The 15,289-nt window shown below is 59.2% G+C and carries 15 protein-coding genes; 5 read left to right on the top strand and 10 right to left on the bottom strand.

What is annotated here, in order from left to right; genetic code table 11:
* Window positions 1-10: 10 nt before the first annotated feature.
* The 4 genes from feoB (at window position 11) to ACL2XJ_RS10145 (ending at window position 5,519) form a co-directional block, all read left to right on the top strand.
* Window positions 11-2,335 (top strand): Fe(2+) transporter permease subunit FeoB, encoded by a 2,325-nt coding sequence (gene feoB, locus ACL2XJ_RS10160; protein WP_413726433.1) that lies wholly within the window; start codon window positions 11-13, stop codon window positions 2,333-2,335.
* Between the two features lie 2 nt (window positions 2,336-2,337).
* Window positions 2,338-2,574 carry a FeoC-like transcriptional regulator gene (locus tag ACL2XJ_RS10155; protein ID WP_413726432.1) on the top strand — a complete coding sequence of 79 codons (237 nt, stop codon included), beginning with the start codon at window positions 2,338-2,340 and terminating at the stop codon, window positions 2,572-2,574.
* Between the two features lie 245 nt (window positions 2,575-2,819).
* The gene (locus ACL2XJ_RS10150) at window positions 2,820-4,502 is read left to right on the top strand and encodes an alpha-amylase family glycosyl hydrolase (protein WP_132927903.1); all 1,683 of its coding nucleotides are present in this window, start codon (window positions 2,820-2,822) and stop codon (window positions 4,500-4,502) included.
* A gap of 42 nt (window positions 4,503-4,544) precedes the next feature.
* Window positions 4,545-5,519, top strand: coding sequence for a LysR family transcriptional regulator (locus tag ACL2XJ_RS10145; RefSeq protein ID WP_413726431.1), 975 nt, complete (start codon window positions 4,545-4,547; stop codon window positions 5,517-5,519).
* Here the strand turns inward: ACL2XJ_RS10145 and mdcH are convergent.
* The 10 genes from mdcH to bioH all read right to left on the bottom strand — a co-directional run bounded on the left by mdcH (window position 5,485) and on the right by bioH (window position 14,527).
* Complete coding sequence (gene mdcH, locus ACL2XJ_RS10140) at window positions 5,485-6,414, bottom strand: malonate decarboxylase subunit epsilon (protein WP_413726430.1); 930 nt, start codon at window positions 6,412-6,414, stop codon at window positions 5,485-5,487. The two genes, ACL2XJ_RS10145 and mdcH, sit on opposite strands and share 35 nt — an antisense overlap.
* A 61-nt stretch (window positions 6,415-6,475) precedes the next feature.
* Entirely contained in the window at window positions 6,476-7,129 is a 654-nt protein-coding gene (locus ACL2XJ_RS10135) for a malonate decarboxylase holo-ACP synthase (RefSeq protein WP_413726429.1), read from the bottom strand.
* A gap of 14 nt (window positions 7,130-7,143) precedes the next feature.
* On the bottom strand, window positions 7,144-8,103 hold the full coding sequence (locus tag ACL2XJ_RS10130) for an AEC family transporter (RefSeq protein ID WP_132923732.1): 960 nt from the start codon (window positions 8,101-8,103) through the stop codon (window positions 7,144-7,146).
* A gap of 351 nt (window positions 8,104-8,454) precedes the next feature.
* The gene (gene mdcE, locus ACL2XJ_RS10125; protein ID WP_413726428.1) at window positions 8,455-9,261 is read right to left on the bottom strand and encodes a biotin-independent malonate decarboxylase subunit gamma; all 807 of its coding nucleotides are present in this window, start codon (window positions 9,259-9,261) and stop codon (window positions 8,455-8,457) included.
* The gene (locus ACL2XJ_RS10120; protein WP_413726427.1) at window positions 9,258-10,094 is read right to left on the bottom strand and encodes a biotin-independent malonate decarboxylase subunit beta; all 837 of its coding nucleotides are present in this window, start codon (window positions 10,092-10,094) and stop codon (window positions 9,258-9,260) included. Before ACL2XJ_RS10120 ends, mdcE begins: the two co-directional genes overlap by 4 nt.
* Window positions 10,087-10,386 carry a malonate decarboxylase subunit delta gene (locus tag ACL2XJ_RS10115; RefSeq protein WP_132923735.1) on the bottom strand — a complete coding sequence of 100 codons (300 nt, stop codon included), beginning with the start codon at window positions 10,384-10,386 and terminating at the stop codon, window positions 10,087-10,089. Before ACL2XJ_RS10115 ends, ACL2XJ_RS10120 begins: the two co-directional genes overlap by 8 nt.
* A 25-nt stretch (window positions 10,387-10,411) precedes the next feature.
* Window positions 10,412-11,263 (bottom strand): triphosphoribosyl-dephospho-CoA synthase, encoded by an 852-nt coding sequence (locus ACL2XJ_RS10110; RefSeq protein ID WP_413726426.1) that lies wholly within the window; start codon window positions 11,261-11,263, stop codon window positions 10,412-10,414.
* Complete coding sequence (mdcA, locus tag ACL2XJ_RS10105) at window positions 11,263-12,924, bottom strand: malonate decarboxylase subunit alpha (protein WP_413726425.1); 1,662 nt, start codon at window positions 12,922-12,924, stop codon at window positions 11,263-11,265. The genes ACL2XJ_RS10110 and mdcA overlap by 1 nt, the downstream gene beginning before the upstream one ends.
* A gap of 343 nt (window positions 12,925-13,267) precedes the next feature.
* Window positions 13,268-13,537, bottom strand: a complete 270-nt coding sequence (locus ACL2XJ_RS10100) for a YdgH/BhsA/McbA-like domain containing protein (RefSeq protein ID WP_413726424.1) — start codon at window positions 13,535-13,537, stop codon at window positions 13,268-13,270.
* Window positions 13,538-13,759: 222 nt separating this feature from the next.
* Window positions 13,760-14,527, bottom strand: a complete 768-nt coding sequence (bioH, locus tag ACL2XJ_RS10095; protein ID WP_413726423.1) for a pimeloyl-ACP methyl ester esterase BioH — start codon at window positions 14,525-14,527, stop codon at window positions 13,760-13,762.
* A gap of 47 nt (window positions 14,528-14,574) precedes the next feature.
* On the opposite strand from bioH, the gene gntX reads away from it, so the two are divergent.
* Window positions 14,575-15,261: a DNA utilization protein GntX gene (gene gntX / locus ACL2XJ_RS10090; RefSeq protein WP_132923740.1), complete on the top strand. Its 687-nt coding sequence runs from the start codon at window positions 14,575-14,577 to the stop codon at window positions 15,259-15,261.
* The last annotated feature ends 28 nt before the right edge of the window (window positions 15,262-15,289 follow it).

Raw genomic sequence — 15,289 nt, 5'->3', positions numbered from 1 at the left:
TCCAAAGGATATGAACCAGCTTACCATCGGCCTGATCGGTAATCCCAATGCCGGAAAAACCACGTTGTTTAATCAATTAACCGGCGGACGCCAACGCGTCGGCAATTGGGCCGGGGTGACGGTGGAGCGAAAAGAAGGGGAATTTATCGCCAACGGCCGGCATGTTACCCTGGTTGACCTGCCCGGCACCTATTCTTTAACCACTCTTTCAGCGCAGACCTCCCTGGATGAGCAGATTCCCTGTCATTTTATCCTCGGCCGGGAAGCCGACCTGCTGATTAACGTGGTGGACGCGTCGAATCTGGAGCGCAATCTCTATCTGACCTTGCAAATACTTGAACTGGGAATGCCCTGTATCCTGGCGCTGAACATGCTGGATATAGCGCGCGGGCAGCGCATTCACATCGATATTCCGGCACTGTCGCGGCGGCTGGGGTGTCCGGTGTTGCCGCTGGTTTCCACCCGCGGCAACGGCATTGACGCCCTGAAAAGAGCCATTAGCGACGCGGCCGATCTTTGTCCCCCGCGGCCGGTAATCTATCCACCGGCGCTGACCGAAGCCGTGGACGCTTTGGTGCCCCGTTTACCCCCCATACTCCCCCGCGACCAACGGCATTGGCTGGCGCTGCAAATATTGGAAGGCGATATCCACTGCTGCGCCCGGGCAGGACTTGCCCGTCAATATCAGGAAAACATCCGGGACAAACTGGGCCTGACGCTTGGAGACGAGCCGGCGCTGATTATCGCCGATGCGCGCTATCGCGAAATCGGCCGGATATGCGAGTCGGTGAGCGACGGACAGCAGGCCGAAGGCGGCCGGCCAACCCAGCTCCTGGACATGCTGGCGCTGAATCGCTGGCTTGGGATACCGTTTTTTTTCCTGGTGATGTACCTGATGTTTTTTTTGGCCATCAATCTCGGCGGAGCCTTCAAGCCCTTCTTTGAGCTGGGCTCGGCGGCGTTGTTTATCGACGGCATTCAATGGCTGGGCCATACCCTGCATTTTCCGTTTTGGCTGACCCGGCTGCTGGCGCAGGGCATCGGCTGCGGCATCAATACGCTGCTGCCGTTAATCCCGCAAATCGGCATGATGTATCTGTTTTTGTCATTTCTCGAGGAGACCGGCTATATGGCCCGCGCCGCGTTCGTCATGGATCGGATGATGCTGGCCCTCGGCCTGCCGGGCAAATCCTTCGTACCGCTGATAGTGGGTTTTGGCTGCAATGTGCCGGCGGTAATGGGTGCCCGCACCCTGGATGCCCACCGTGAACGGCTGATGACCATCATGATGGCGCCTTTTATGTCCTGCGGCGCCCGCCTGGCCATTTTTGCGGTGTTCGCCGCGGCGTTTTACGGGCAGCAGGGCGCCCTGATAGTGTTTTCACTCTATTTGCTGGGCATTGTGGTGGCGATATTGACCGGCCTGATGCTCAAACTCACCCTTCTGCGCGGCGAGACCACGCCATTTGTCATGGAACTGCCGGTATACCATGTTCCCCATATCCGAAGCCTGTTGGCGCAGACCTGGCAGCGGCTCAAAATGTTTCTGCTGGGAGCGGGAAAAGTGATTATCGCCGCCGGTATTGTTGTCGGCATGCTGAGCAGTTTTACCCTGCGCGGCACGGCGGCGGAGACAATCAACACCTCAGCGCTGGCGTCGGCGGGTAAGGCCATTACCCCCCTGCTGGCGCCAATGGGGGTTTCCCCGGATAACTGGCAGGCCACGGTGGGGTTGTTAAGCGGCGTATTGGCCAAGGAAGTGGTGGTGGGCACCTTGAATCAGCTTTATACCGCGGAAAATCGTGTCGAGGCGCCATTCGATGCGGATGAATATGATTTATTGGCCCAGTTGGCCGACGCCGTGATGCTGACCGGGCAACAGCTGCTGGACACCCTGAGCCTGAGCGTGCTTGCCAACCCCATCGAAGCCAGTAAGGGCGATGGCGAAATGAGCGGCGGGTCAATGGGCATCATGAGCGAAAAATTCGGCGGCGCCGTGGCCGCTTACAGCTATCTTATCTTTGTATTGCTGTATGTGCCCTGCGTTTCAGTGATGGGAGCCATCGCGCGAGAGAGCAATCGCAGTTGGATGAGCCTGTCGATATTCTGGGGCATTAACGTGGCCTATTCATTGGCAACGCTGTTTTACCAGGGGGTAACCTTTGCCGACCACCCGGCTGATAGCGCGTTTGCCATCCTGCTGGTATTGATGGCGAATGCGCTGTTCATCTTGTCACTGTACCTGCTAAGGCAGCGTTTTGCCCCGTCACTGGCCCGGCCCGGGCCCGCCCGGAACGCTACGGCTTCCGGCCGCTGCTGCCAACTGGAGAAATAACCGTGGGCAAGCTGCTGCAATTACGCGATGCCCTGGCGCTGCTGGGCCAGGCCGATACCCCTCGGCTAAGCGCTCAGCTGAACCTTTCCGTCGCCATGACCGAAGCCATGCTCGAACAGCTGGTAAGCATGGGACAGGTTGAGCGTGTTGCCGACGCCTCTACCGGCGGCTGCAAGCATTGCCCGCAGAAACGGCAATGCCGTGCCCCGGCTTACCGACTGGTTACTGCCGGACGTTAACTCCTCCCATCGGACTGCTCCGCAAATCTCCCGCCCGATAAAAGCGGCAGAATAAAATCCCGTCGTAATAAACTATTGTAATTAAGGTTATTAATGGCCGTCGGCGACTGAAATGGACCGGCTGCCGCCAATGCGGAATATATAAGAAGGTTTGCGCTTTTATTTCTAATGGCTACATTGACAACATGGCTTGTTTGCCAAGGTCACGCTGTTTCAGGACGTCGTCACATCAACAAGGTGCAATGATGGAAGCCATTACCCAGTTACTTGAAGAGATTTATGCCTCGTCATTGACCCAGGCTCAGTTGGATACCATCAAAAGTAAAATCAATTTTGCCAAATCGACCCTGCAACAGCCGCGCAAAAGCCATTGGGACCAAAAGGACGTGGTGCTGATTACCTATGCGGACCAGTTTATGGAGGCGGAACAGCCCACGCTGGTGAGCCTGACCACTTTTTTTCAACAGCGGCTGAAAGAGACGTTCAACCTGATACATCTGTTGCCCTTTTATCCCTACTCCTCCGATGACGGTTTTGCCGTCATTGACTATCACCAGGTAAACCCCATCGTCGGCAGTTGGCAACATATCAGCATACTCAACGAGTACGCCCGCCTGATGTTCGATTTTGTCTGTAATCATATTTCATCCCACAGCAAATGGCTGGCGGGGTATCGGGAGCAGCTCACGGATTATGAAGATTTTTTTATCGCCCTGCCCCCCGCCACCGATCTCAGCACCGTCACTCGTCCCCGCACCTCGCCGCTCTTGACGCCCTTTACCACTAAAGACGAGCAAACCAAATATCTCTGGACCACCTTCAGCGCCGATCAGGTGGATCTGAATTTTGCCAATCCCCATGTGCTGATCAACATCATCGGGGTGCTGCTGCACTATTTGACGCAGGGGGCGGAATACATTCGGCTGGATGCGGTGGGGTATTTGTGGAAAGAGCTCGGCACACGTTGCATCCATTTGCCGAAGACGCATCTGCTGGTGAAATTGTTTCGCGCCATCGTCGATGAGGTGGCGCCGGGTACCGTGATTATCACCGAAACCAACGTCCCCCATAAAGACAATATCAGCTACTTCGGCAACGGCCATGACGAAGCCCAGATGGTGTATCAATTCCCCTTGCCGCCGCTGGTGCTGCACGCTATCCACAACGGCAGCAGCCGCGCCCTGCGGCAGTGGGCGTCCTCCATGGAAACGGGACGCACGGATACCACGTACTTAAATTTCCTGGCATCCCACGACGGCATCGGCATGAACCCGCTGCGGGGCATTCTGCCGGAGCTGGAAATCAACAACCTGGTACGGGATCTGGAATCGGAAGGGGCGCTGGTTTCCTACAAGCAAAATACCGACGGCACCACCAGCCCCTATGAAATCAACGTCACCTTTATGGATGCCCTTAACCGGCGCAAGGATACGGATGATATCAGGCTGCGCCGCTTTATGCTGGCCCATGCCATTTTGCTGGCGTTCCCCGGCGTCCCCGCGGTTTACATCCAAAGCATACTGGGTTCGCGCAACGATTATGAAGGGGTGAAAGCGGCCGGTTACAACCGGGCGGTCAACCGGGAAAAATATCCGCTGAAGGCCATCGAGGCGGCGCTGCAGGATGAAACCTCGCTGCGCTCGCGGGTATTTCATCAATTAAGCGGATTAATACAAACCCGGCGGCAACAGCCGGCGTTTCATCCGGATGCCGCCATGGAAATACTGGAACTGGATAATGCCCTGTTTGCTTTTCACCGGCGTCATCCGCGCCAGAATATCCTTTGCCTGTACAACCTGAGCATCAAACCCATCAATTGCACTTTGCCCGACGGCCATTACCGGGATGTGATAACGTGTCGTGAGATAACCGGCGGAATAGCGTTTAGTCTGGAACCTTATCAGTTTTTCTGGCTGACGAATCCCTAACCGGACTCACCGGCTCCAGATCTCCGGGATATAAGCAATTTTATGATTGATAACGATATCACCTTTCGGAAGCTGGAAATCTTCCTGGCTTTCATGGACAAGCGCAATATCAGCCGTACCGCCGACCTGTTGGGGTTAAGCACGGTGAGCGTTCACCGCGCGTTGCATACCCTTGAAGAGAGCGTCCGCTGCCCGCTGTTTATCCACCAGGGGCGTAATCTTTCACCCATACCGGCGGCCGAAACCCTGGCGGAATATGCCCGCGAGGTGGTGGGTCTGATGAAACGGGGCATTGAGGAAACCCGCAAAAGCGGCGGGGTCGGGCAGGGCCGGCTAAAACTCGGCACGCTCTATTCTCTCACCCTTGATACCGTACCGCGATTGATCATGGGATTAAAACTGCGCCGGCCGAACCTTGAGCTGGAATTACAGATGGGGTCGAATCAGGATCTGCTGCTGCGTCTTGAGGACCAGCAGTTGGATGCCATCCTGCTGTCGGTCAGCGATACCCAAATCGACCCGGCGCGTTTTGAAACCCTGCCGTTATTCAATGACGATATTTTTTTGGCCGTACCCGCCTCGGCCGTGCATATCGTTAACGGTCCGGCGGATCTGCGGGATTTCAAAGACGAAAAGTTCGTCTCCCTCACCGAAGGATTCGCCACCTATCACGGCTTCCAGGAAGCCTTTCATATCGCCGGCTTTGAACCGCTCATCGTCACCCGCGTTAACGACATCTTCTCCATGGTAAATCTGGTGCAGGCCGGCGTCGGCTGCACTCTGCTGCCGGGGCGGATGAAAAAAATCCACGATCCCGCCTTTCGCATGCTGCCGCTGGCGGCGCCATACCAAATGCGGCAAACCATCGCCCTGGTCTTTGCCCGCAACCGCGAGCACGACCCGGATTTACTGGCTCTGCTGGCGGAAGGCAGGATGTATGCCCTCGGCCGCCGGACTCGCGAAACACAGGCGGCCCCGTCCCTCACCGCCGAGACAAGCGGCCGGCCAGGGCGATAATCAATTCCAGGGGATGTTGGCCGAGGGCGATGGCCTCTCCCTGTTCCATCACGCGTTTGGTCAGGCCGGTGAGCACCGCCCCCGGCGGCATCTCAATCGCCAGGCGGACATCCCGTTCATAGGCGCTCACCATGGCGTCCTGCCAATGTACCGGCCGCGCCATGTTCATCGCCAGATCGTCGGCGATACGCGCCGGTTGCCACAGTACCCGCCCGGTGCTGCCGCTAAGATAAGCGATATCCGGACGCCGCAGGCTGACCTTCGCCATGGCGGCCGCCAGTGCCGTCGCCGGCTGCCGCAACAGTTCACAATGGGACGGCACCGCCACCGCCAGACGTTGGGTGCGCCCCGCCCCCTGCTCCCGCGCCATAACGCAAACCTGTGCCATGGCCCGCTCGCTACCGGCAATCACGAACTGATCCTCGGCATTCAGATTAGCCAGGTAAACCGGGTTATCCGGCCGATGCACCTGGGCGATAATCTGTTCCAGCGGCCGTTGCAACAGGCCGGTGACGGCCGACAGTCCGTAACCGTCGGGATAAGCCCGCTCCATCAATTCGCCCCGCAGCGCCACCAGCCGTAAGCCATCGTCGAAGCCCAGCGCGCCGGCGCTCACCGCCGCCGGAAACGCGCCGATGGACAGGCCGCTGACGAAATCGGCCCGGATGCCGGCCTGCCGTACCTGCCGGGCATAGGCCACCCCGGCGATATAGAGGCATACCTGCACGGCGCGGGTGGATTGCAGCGCTTCTGCGCTATCCCAATCCAGCACCGGCTCGCCGAGAATCGCCGTGGCCCGCTCTAGCAGGCCACGGGTTTCATCGTTATCTGGCAGGTGATGCAGCATGCCGGGGACCTGCGGCCCCTGGCCGGGAAACGTCAGTAAAATTTTCACCGAACCCTCCGGTATGGTAAAACGGTGGAAAACCTGTCCTCGCATCCGACAGACCGCGCGATTAATGATGGTCCGCGACGCCGCAATCGCCCTGTTCCTCATGCGCCCAGGGGTCGGTTACCCGTATCGGGCCATCGGCGGTCTTGACCATGACTTTGCCGCCCCGCAGCCATTCCGTCAGTGCGCAGCCTCCCAGAGGCGTTTCCAGTTGAATATCCACCCGGCAGGGCAAGGCGGGTATGAACGCCATCAAGGGGGCGAAATCCCGCGGCCGCGGCGGCCGCGGGCTGCGGATCAGCAGATCCAGATCGCTTTCGGCTCGGCACGCCGGCAAGCCGGTGGCCAGCATATAACCGCAGCTGCCGGTGACGCCCCAGGGCCAGGGCCAATCCGCCGCCGCCATCTGGCGCAATGCCTGCATCACCGGCAGCGCCTCGTTGGCTCCGAGGTCGCTGCGGGCCAATTGCCCCACCAGCGCTTCCGGCGTGGCCGTGCGGGTGACGGCATCGGCATTGACCCAGGCCGCGGCCCGCAGGGAACGTTGCGTGCCGCGAATCCCCACCGGAATAGAGGCCGGCAAGCTGCCGTCACGTCGTACCACCAACGGCAATAACGGCGACCATTGGGCGGCGACCCAGGACGGCGGCGATGGCCGCCAGTGCAGCCGGCGGCCATCATCAATCCATAACAAATCGTGCGGTGCCGGCGGACGCATAACGACTCCTCCGGCTACAGTCCGGCGCTGAGCGTAATAAACAACGGCAACGTGATGATACAGAGTATGGAGCTTATCAACAGCGTGGCCTCCGCATCCGGCGATTGCACGCCGAAACGGTTACCGAACACGATACCGAAGAAACCCGCCGACAGGGCAATCATCAATACCGCGGTGACGGCCACCGGCCCGGTAATCCCGAAAGCATACAACAGGCCTATGGTTATAAAGGGCTGGATGATGTTTTTGGTCAGGCAGGACAGCAGTACCGGCGCATTGATTTTCAGCTTACGGGCCGAGAGGATAACGCCGGTGAGAAACAGCGCCGAGGCGGTGGCGGAGAGCCCCAGGGGCTTGATGGAAGCCAATATGATTTCCGGCATCTTCACTCCGCAGGCCGACAGCAATACCCCGAGCAACGGGCCCCAGACGATGGGTTTTTTCACCGAACGCCACATCAATAGCGGCAGCAGCATCAGGGTGGACCCATGGCTTTCCCCGCTGGCGCGGGCTTTTTCACGTTCGAGGATCAGCAGGCAGAACGGCGTCATCAATACCGAACCGCAGGCGATGGACACCGCCACCGACAGCGAGGTGGCCGAGCTTTCCCCCAGCACGCTGCCGAGAATCGGCAGGCCCAGGGCGGCATAGTTCGGCAGCGCCACCGTCAGGGTTAACACCGCCGCATCCTGGGGGGATTTTTTAAATCCCAGCGTGCAGATGAAATAGAGCGCGGCATAGGCTATCCACATGGATAAAACCAGCAGCAGGATCAGCGGCGACTGGCTGATTATCCCTTTCCAGGGGGTTTGCACCGTGGCGCTGAACAGCGCGGCGGGCAGCGCAAAGTCCATCACAAACACATTCAGCAGCGAAACATTGGAGTTCACCACCATTTTGGCTTTGCCGGCATAATAGCCCAGCAGCATGATCACGAATATCGGCGCCAGAGCGTGCAAAATAATATAAGTCATATAACCATCCGTTCAATAAAGAAAAATAATGTTTTTGGCCCGGCCGCGATGGCATTTTTGTTGTTCGTGAGCCGGAAAACAGCACAAAACCGGTCCGGCTATCACCCTTTGGGCAATAGTCCGAGCTTGTTGACAAGGTGCCCGGTCGGGACAGGCTGCCAGATCGTAAACACGCCGTGAATACGTCCCTGTAGGCTCGATCCGCGCCATCCCTGGCGCGGACGGTTTACTCTTCTAGCAGCCTGTCCCGCCTTTCTGATGCCGAGTACGTTTGTCTGCAGTCTGTAGCCCGTTGCTGAAGAGACCATTTCCCGGTGACGGCAGGTGTTGAAGGCCTGGGCTGGATTTTCGTTACCACTCCTGACGCATGCGTTCCCTTACCAGCAGCGAGCTGTGGCGGTTCTCGGCGGTTAACCGATTGGCCAGGCTACTACCTTGCTTACGGGCTTTCGCCAAGGCTTCCGTCAGTGCGGCGCGTACCCGCTGCACGTCTCCATCGCCGGCCTGGTCCGGGTTGGCGATGTCGAGTAATTGCGCCAGCAGGCCGAGGGTGGCGTAGTTTTCGATGTCATAGGCCATGGGCGGAATGGTTTTCGCCAGTTTTTCCAGCGCCGCCACCGAGCGCAGGGTGATACGGGCGGCGGATTCCTTACCCATGGCATGGACCATGACCGCCGGGTCGTTGAAGGCAATCAGTTGATTGGCCTGGTAACCGTGGGCCAAAAAAGCGCCGGACATGGCTTTACCGACGATAAGGGCAATAACCGGATGACCCGCCAGCCGGGCTTGGGCATAGGCCGAGGCCGCTCCCGCCAATGACTGGTGGATGCCGAAGGCTTCTTCCCGGCGGCCATAGGCCTGGCTCGGTACATCCACCACGGCCACGATGGCGCGTTTAACGGCGTTATCTTTATCCAGGGCAATGACCTCGCTGACCACTTCATCCAGCGTCCAGCCTTCCAGCAGGCCGACTTCCCCCAGCGCCGCGCGCGGGTAATGATTACCGGCATCGGGCACCACGGCGATATAGCGCGCCGGCTGGCCGTTAAGCTCTCCGTCGGCCGCTTTTACCGAGGCGCATAGCCCATGGCGCGGAGTCGCGCCGGCGGTGAGCAGGGAAAACCAATAATCTCCCCGGCTTAGGTAGGTGGTATTCATGAGCGATCCTCCCGGCTAAACAGCGCCAGTGTCTGTTCTTTTTCCACTTGCTGGCGGGTGTCGAATTCATTGAGTTTGGACAGATACAGGCGATAGTCGTCGGTGCGCAGCCGCGCCGGTACGCCTTGGCGCAGGAAATCCACCGTGGTCTGTCTGACCTCCGCCAGCGAATCCTTCACCAGGGCGTCGACAAAACCGGCCTGGTAGCGCACTTCGCCGCCGGTCATCCGCCAGATGAACGGGCGATCCCGCGAGTCGTATTCCTCCAGGCCCGCTTCCTGTTCAATTACCTGCGGACCATTGAGGCCCAAACGCGCCTCACGGGTCACGATCAGGCGGCTGCACAGGGCCGCGGCGATGGACATCCCGCCGAAACAGCCCACCGTGCCCGCCACAATCCCGATAACCGGGGTGTAACGGCGCAGATCCACAATGGCGGCGTGAATATCGGCGATGGCGGCCAGGCCGAGATTGGCCTCTTGCAAACGCACGCCGCCGGTTTCAAGCATCAGTACCGCCTGAGTGTAAATATCTCGGCGGTGGTCTTCCGCCGCAAGCTCCAGGGCCGCCGCCATCTTGGCGCCGGAGACTTCCCCCATGCTGCCGCCCTGGAAGGCGCCCTCGATGGCCACCACCACTGTGGGCTTGCCGTCCAAAGTCCCTTTCGCCACCACCATACCGTCGTCGGATTGGGGCACGATGCCCTGGGGTTCGAGCCAGGGGGAGACAATGTGTTCAAACGGCCCCAGCAGTTCACGAAAGCTGCCTTCGTCCAGCATGGCGCGGGCCCGCTGCCGGGCGCTTAATTCAATAAAACTGGTTCGTTCAGACATGTTCGGCCTCCTCGAAAACCTGTTCGATCCGCAGACGGGCAACGCCGGGCGTGGCGCCGAAATCATTGATCTCCAGTCGTCCCGCCGGCAGGGCATGGGCGGCGCCGACCCGTTCAAACAGGTGTTGCCAGCGCTGCCGGCCGCCATCCACCGACGAGGTCACCGTGACCTGCAGAGATTTATCCGCGGAGGGCTGATAAAGCACCTCCAGATCGCCGGAACCCACTACGCCGGCCAGTGCCTGTGCGGGCAATGCCTCACCGGCGGGAAAATGCAATTCGATTCGTTCCATAGCATCCTCATGATGATGTAAATGATCAGGCGCTAACCCAATCGAGGAAAATCGTCGCCGCCAACAGATCCGCCGCGCCGCCCGGCGAGGCGTTGTCTTGCAGCATACGGCGCTCCAGTTCGGCCAGGGCATCGCGCCCCGCGGGGGTGGCGGCGCCACCGGCCGCCAGGACCGCCAAGGCGCCCCGGTGCATGGCGTTGAGCGCCGGCATACCGCCACGGTTAAGTACGCAGGTATCCGTCAGCGTGCACATAATGGCCATTAACGCATCCAGCCGGGCCTGGGATTCGCCGGCACCCAGCCGGCGGCTGCGGTGTAATTGCGGCAATGCGCGGCTTACCACATGGGGAAAGCCTTCGACGGCCTCATCCCGCGCCCCCGGCACCCGGTAGCGCTGTACCGCCCGCTGCCCCTTGCTAAAGTTCTTGGGGCTGAAGGGATCCGGCAGCGACGCCAGCTGCGCGGCGGCGGCGGCGATGAATGCCACGCTGCCGCGACCGCCCAGCATGGCGCTGGCGCTGACCAGCAGTCCCAGGGCCCAAATCGCGCCGCGATGGGTATTAACGCCGTCGGTGGCCGCCATCATCTGCTGCTCGCCTTCACGGCCTAAGCGGCCGATTTCCTGGCGCAGCGCCCCGTCGGCCGGCCGCAGCCAGCTGTGCAAGGCCAGGCGGTAAAACGTCGGCTGCAGGCTGAGGGCGGAGCGCTCCATGAGATCCAGACTGAGATCCCGATGCGCCCCGGCGCCGCGGCTGTCCACCAGTCCCGGTTTAGGGCTCAGGCGGGCCTCTTCAATCAGCGCCCGCACCGCCAGGGCGGAGAGTCGGTCCGCCTGCGCTTCAACGTCATATGCCGGGACTGCCGTAAGGGCTTTCATTACCAGCTCCGGAATTTAGCCGGCGGCTGGTAGAGCCCGCCCGACCATTCCACCAAATCGGCGATACTGCCGGCGGCCAGCATGGAACGGCCGGCGTCGGCGCGTTTGATGCCCATATCTTCGGGATAAACCACCAGTTCCCGGCGGCGCAAATCCGCCACCCTGGCGGCATCCACTCCCAGGCCGATATCGGTGATACCCGCCACGGCGGCCACCATCGCCCGGCGTTCTTCCATGGAACGCGCCCGGTAGAGATAAGCGATGCCTTCCTCGGTGAGCACATGGGTCACGTCATCGCCGTAAATCATTACCGGCGCCAATGGCATACCCGCGCCCTGGCCCACTTCAACCGCTTCCAGCTTTTCCACGAAAGACGGTTTGGCTCCGGCCTGATAGGTTTCCACCATCTGTACCACCAGCTTTTTACCGCGCTGCATCGGATCCGGCTCTTCGATCATGTCCAGCCAGGCGGGCGTGGGATGCCGGCGGCCATGGGGATCGTGCCCCATATTCGGCGCGCCGCCGAAACCGGACAGCCGTCCGCGGGTCACGGTGGAGGAGTTGGCCAGGCCGTCGATTTGCAGGGTAGAACCGATAAACATGTCCACCGCATATTGACCGGCCAATTGACAGAAGGCGCGGTTGGAGCGCATCGAGCCGTCGGCGCCGGTAAAGAACACGTCCGGGCGGGCGGCGATATAGTCTTCCATCCCCAGTTCACCGCCAAAGCAGTGCACGGTTTCCACCCAGCCGCTTTCAATGGCGGGGATCAGGGTAGGATGGGGATTGAGCGTCCAGTGACGGCAGATTTTGCCTTTCAGGCCCAGCTGTTCGCCATAGGTGGGCAACAACAGCTCGATGGCGGCGGTATTAAATCCGATGCCGTGATTCAGCGACTGCACCTGATGTTTGGCGTAGATGCCTTTAATCGCCATCATGGCCATTAACACGTGCACCGGTTTAATCAAGCGGGGATCGCGGGTAAACAGCGGCTCGATAAAGAAAGGCTTATCCGCCACCACCACAAAATCCACCCATGAGCCGGGGATATCCACTCGCGGCAGGTCGTTTTCATCATCCACCAGCTCATTGACCTGGGCGATAACGATGCCGTCTTTGAACGCCGTGGCTTCCACCAGCGCCGGGGTATCTTCGGTGCTGGGACCGGTGTAAAGATTGCCCTTGCGATCGGCCTTGAAACCGGCAATCAGGGCGATATTGGGCACCAAATCCACAAACAGGCGGGCGTACAGCTCAATGTAGGTATGGATGGCGCCGATTTCCATCAGCCCGTCTTCCAGCAATTGGGATATACGCAGGCTCTGCGGGCCGGAAAATGCGAAATCCAGCTTACGGGCAATGCCTTTTTCGAACAGGTCAAGGTGCTCGGACCGGCTGACGCTGGGCATGATCATATGCAAATCGTGGATTTTTTCCGGATTGACCTTAGCCAGCATGCGGGAAAGAAAATCGGCCTGTTTCTGGTTGTTGCCTTCTAATACCACCCGATCTCCGGGGGCCAGAATAGTCTCGAGAATAGCGGTCATTTTATCGGTGGGCAGTACTTTTCCGTCGGCGACGGCACGAAGATTGTCGAGTCGGCGTTTTTTTTCCGTACGCCGCGAATCCCAGACTTTGGCGGATGCTTGATGAAGCGGCATGATAAAGCTCCTCGGTACATTGGCTGTTTTTTTACGAACAGCGGTAAAATACCCAACAGATTTCGGGTTGCGGCAAGGCGGCCAACACAGCCGCAGCTTGAAAGATGACGGGTATAAACGATAAGGGAGTTTAGGGCGCGGCGGCGGCGGTCATCAATTAACCCCGGCGACCGATCGTTAGCCTTAAGGTAATGAAGGGCCGGTACGGCGATTTTTTGTTGCCGGATTTGTTTATCGCGGCCAAAACGCTTTTGGCCGCAAAGAAAATCACGGTGCAAAGCAGAATCCGCACCGGCTTAAAAGATTCGGCGCTTTATTTTATTGCGCCCGGCGCTGGCCGGAATTATTCATAGACCTCGGCGGTGGCGCTGAATCTGCCGTGTTCGCGACCGGCGATAATCACATAATAATTACCGCCTTTTTCATCCGCCCGTTGCGACAGGATGGCCTTGGCATCCATAGGAGACGTCGCCTTGGCGGTGGTATGAATCGTGCCTATTCTCTTATAGCCTTTTTCTACGGCTTCCTGAGCGGAAATTTCTTGCGCCGCCAGCGCATTCAGTGAAAACACAATACCGCAAAGCGTCATGGCGAATAATATTAATTTTTTCATATAGACCACCTCTCAATTAAAATGAGTCGCTAACAAGGGAAACAAAGAATTAAACGATACCCTCTCGAATTATTTAGGGTATAACCGCCTCGCACTTAATGATTATGGGATAAATTGCTTAATAAGCATTTCACGGCCGGTCAGGAACTCTTTTACCGCCGCAGGGGACGGTAAAATGTCAGGCATTATTTTGCGCGGGAAGGTTACGGCGGCGCTGACCCATCATGGTCGGATATATTTGATGAGCTGCTGGCAAAACAGATCGGGATGAGAAACAAACGGGGCGTGGGCGGCTTTCTCAAACAGGTAGCTGCTGCTTTGGGGCCATAACAGGTCCAGAAGCGCCGCTACCTTGCGCGGCACCAGCCCGTCAAGGCTACCGTACAGACGTAGAAATGGCATATCCAGGGCCGCCATAGCCTGCCGCAGATCCGCGGTGCGCAGAATATCCAAGCCGCCGGTCAATACGTCCACCGACGGCAGGGGCTGCGCCAGCACCACCTGTTTCAAACGGCGGGTATCCTGCCGGGCCGTTTCCGTTCCCAGAGTTTGCAGCGCCAGGAAGCGCTCCACCGTCTTATGAAAATCTTCGGCCAATTGCTGTTCGAAACCCACCAGGACGTCCGGCTTGATGCCGGGCCAGCCGTCGGTGGCGCTGAAACGGGGCGATGAGGCCACGGTGACCAACCCGTCCACCCGCTGCGGCAGGGTTAACGCCACCTGGCTTGCCACCAGTCCCCCCAACGACCAGCCCAGCCACCAGGCGTGTTCCGGCGCCCGTTCCGCCACCGTTTGAGCCATCTGTTCGAGCGTCATGGTCCCGAAGCCCTGGCTGCGGCCATATCCCGGCAAGTCCACCAGATGGACCCGAAAATGCGGCGTAAGCCGCGGCACAATGTAAGACCATACCTGGGAATTCAAACCCCAGCCATGGAGCAGCACAAGTTCAGTCGTTCCGCTGCCGGTGGTATGCCAATAGAGTGGCGTCATCGGTTATAGTCTCTTTTGTTGAAGATATGGGTTAAGGAAAACGGCTTATGTTAACCATTGGCGCCCTGTGTTGGCTATGCCGGCAACCGCTTTGGTTCAGCCATCAGGGTATCTGCCGATGCTGCGCCGTCCGGCTGCTGGACGCCAGAGACCGGTGCTGTCCCCGCTGCGGCCTGCCGGCCGGGAACGCCGGCCGCCCCTGCGGGCGTTGTCTCCTGAAAGCGCCGCCCTGGGAAATCCTATTGTATGTCACCGATTATCAACCCCCCATCAGCCAGTTGATAAAAAGGCTAAAATATCACGGCGGCATCGGCCTGGCGCGGGTCCTCGCCCGGCTGCTGCTGCTGCGCTGGCAGGAAGCACATCGGGAACAACAGGTTTTCCGGCCCGAGCTTATACTTAATGTTCCTTTGCATGCTTACCGGCACTGGCGCAGAGGGTATAATCAAACCCACCTGCTGGCCCATACCCTGTCCCGCTGGCTGGAGGTGGATTACCGTGCCGATGCCCTGGTGCGAATCCGCGCCGCGCCGCCGCAGCAAACGCTGCACGCCGGCGCCCGGCGCCGGAATTTGCGCGGGGCGTTCGATTGCTGCATCGATGTGGCGGGGAAAACCGTGGCATTGGTGGACGATGTGGTCACCACCGGCAGTACGGTGGAGGAATTGACCCGCCTGCTGCTGTCCCGGCGGGCTAAAGCCGTTCAGGTGTGGTGTATCTGCCGTACCTTGTAGTCGGCGGGTTAATGGAGTTATTATATCT

The sequence above is a fragment of the Sodalis sp. RH16 genome, from assembly GCF_047324245.1.
Taxonomy (GTDB): Bacteria; Pseudomonadota; Gammaproteobacteria; order Enterobacterales; family Enterobacteriaceae; genus Acerihabitans; species Acerihabitans ligni.
The sequence above is the reverse complement of the archived record's forward strand: the minus strand, read 5'-3'. Positions and strand labels throughout refer to the sequence as shown.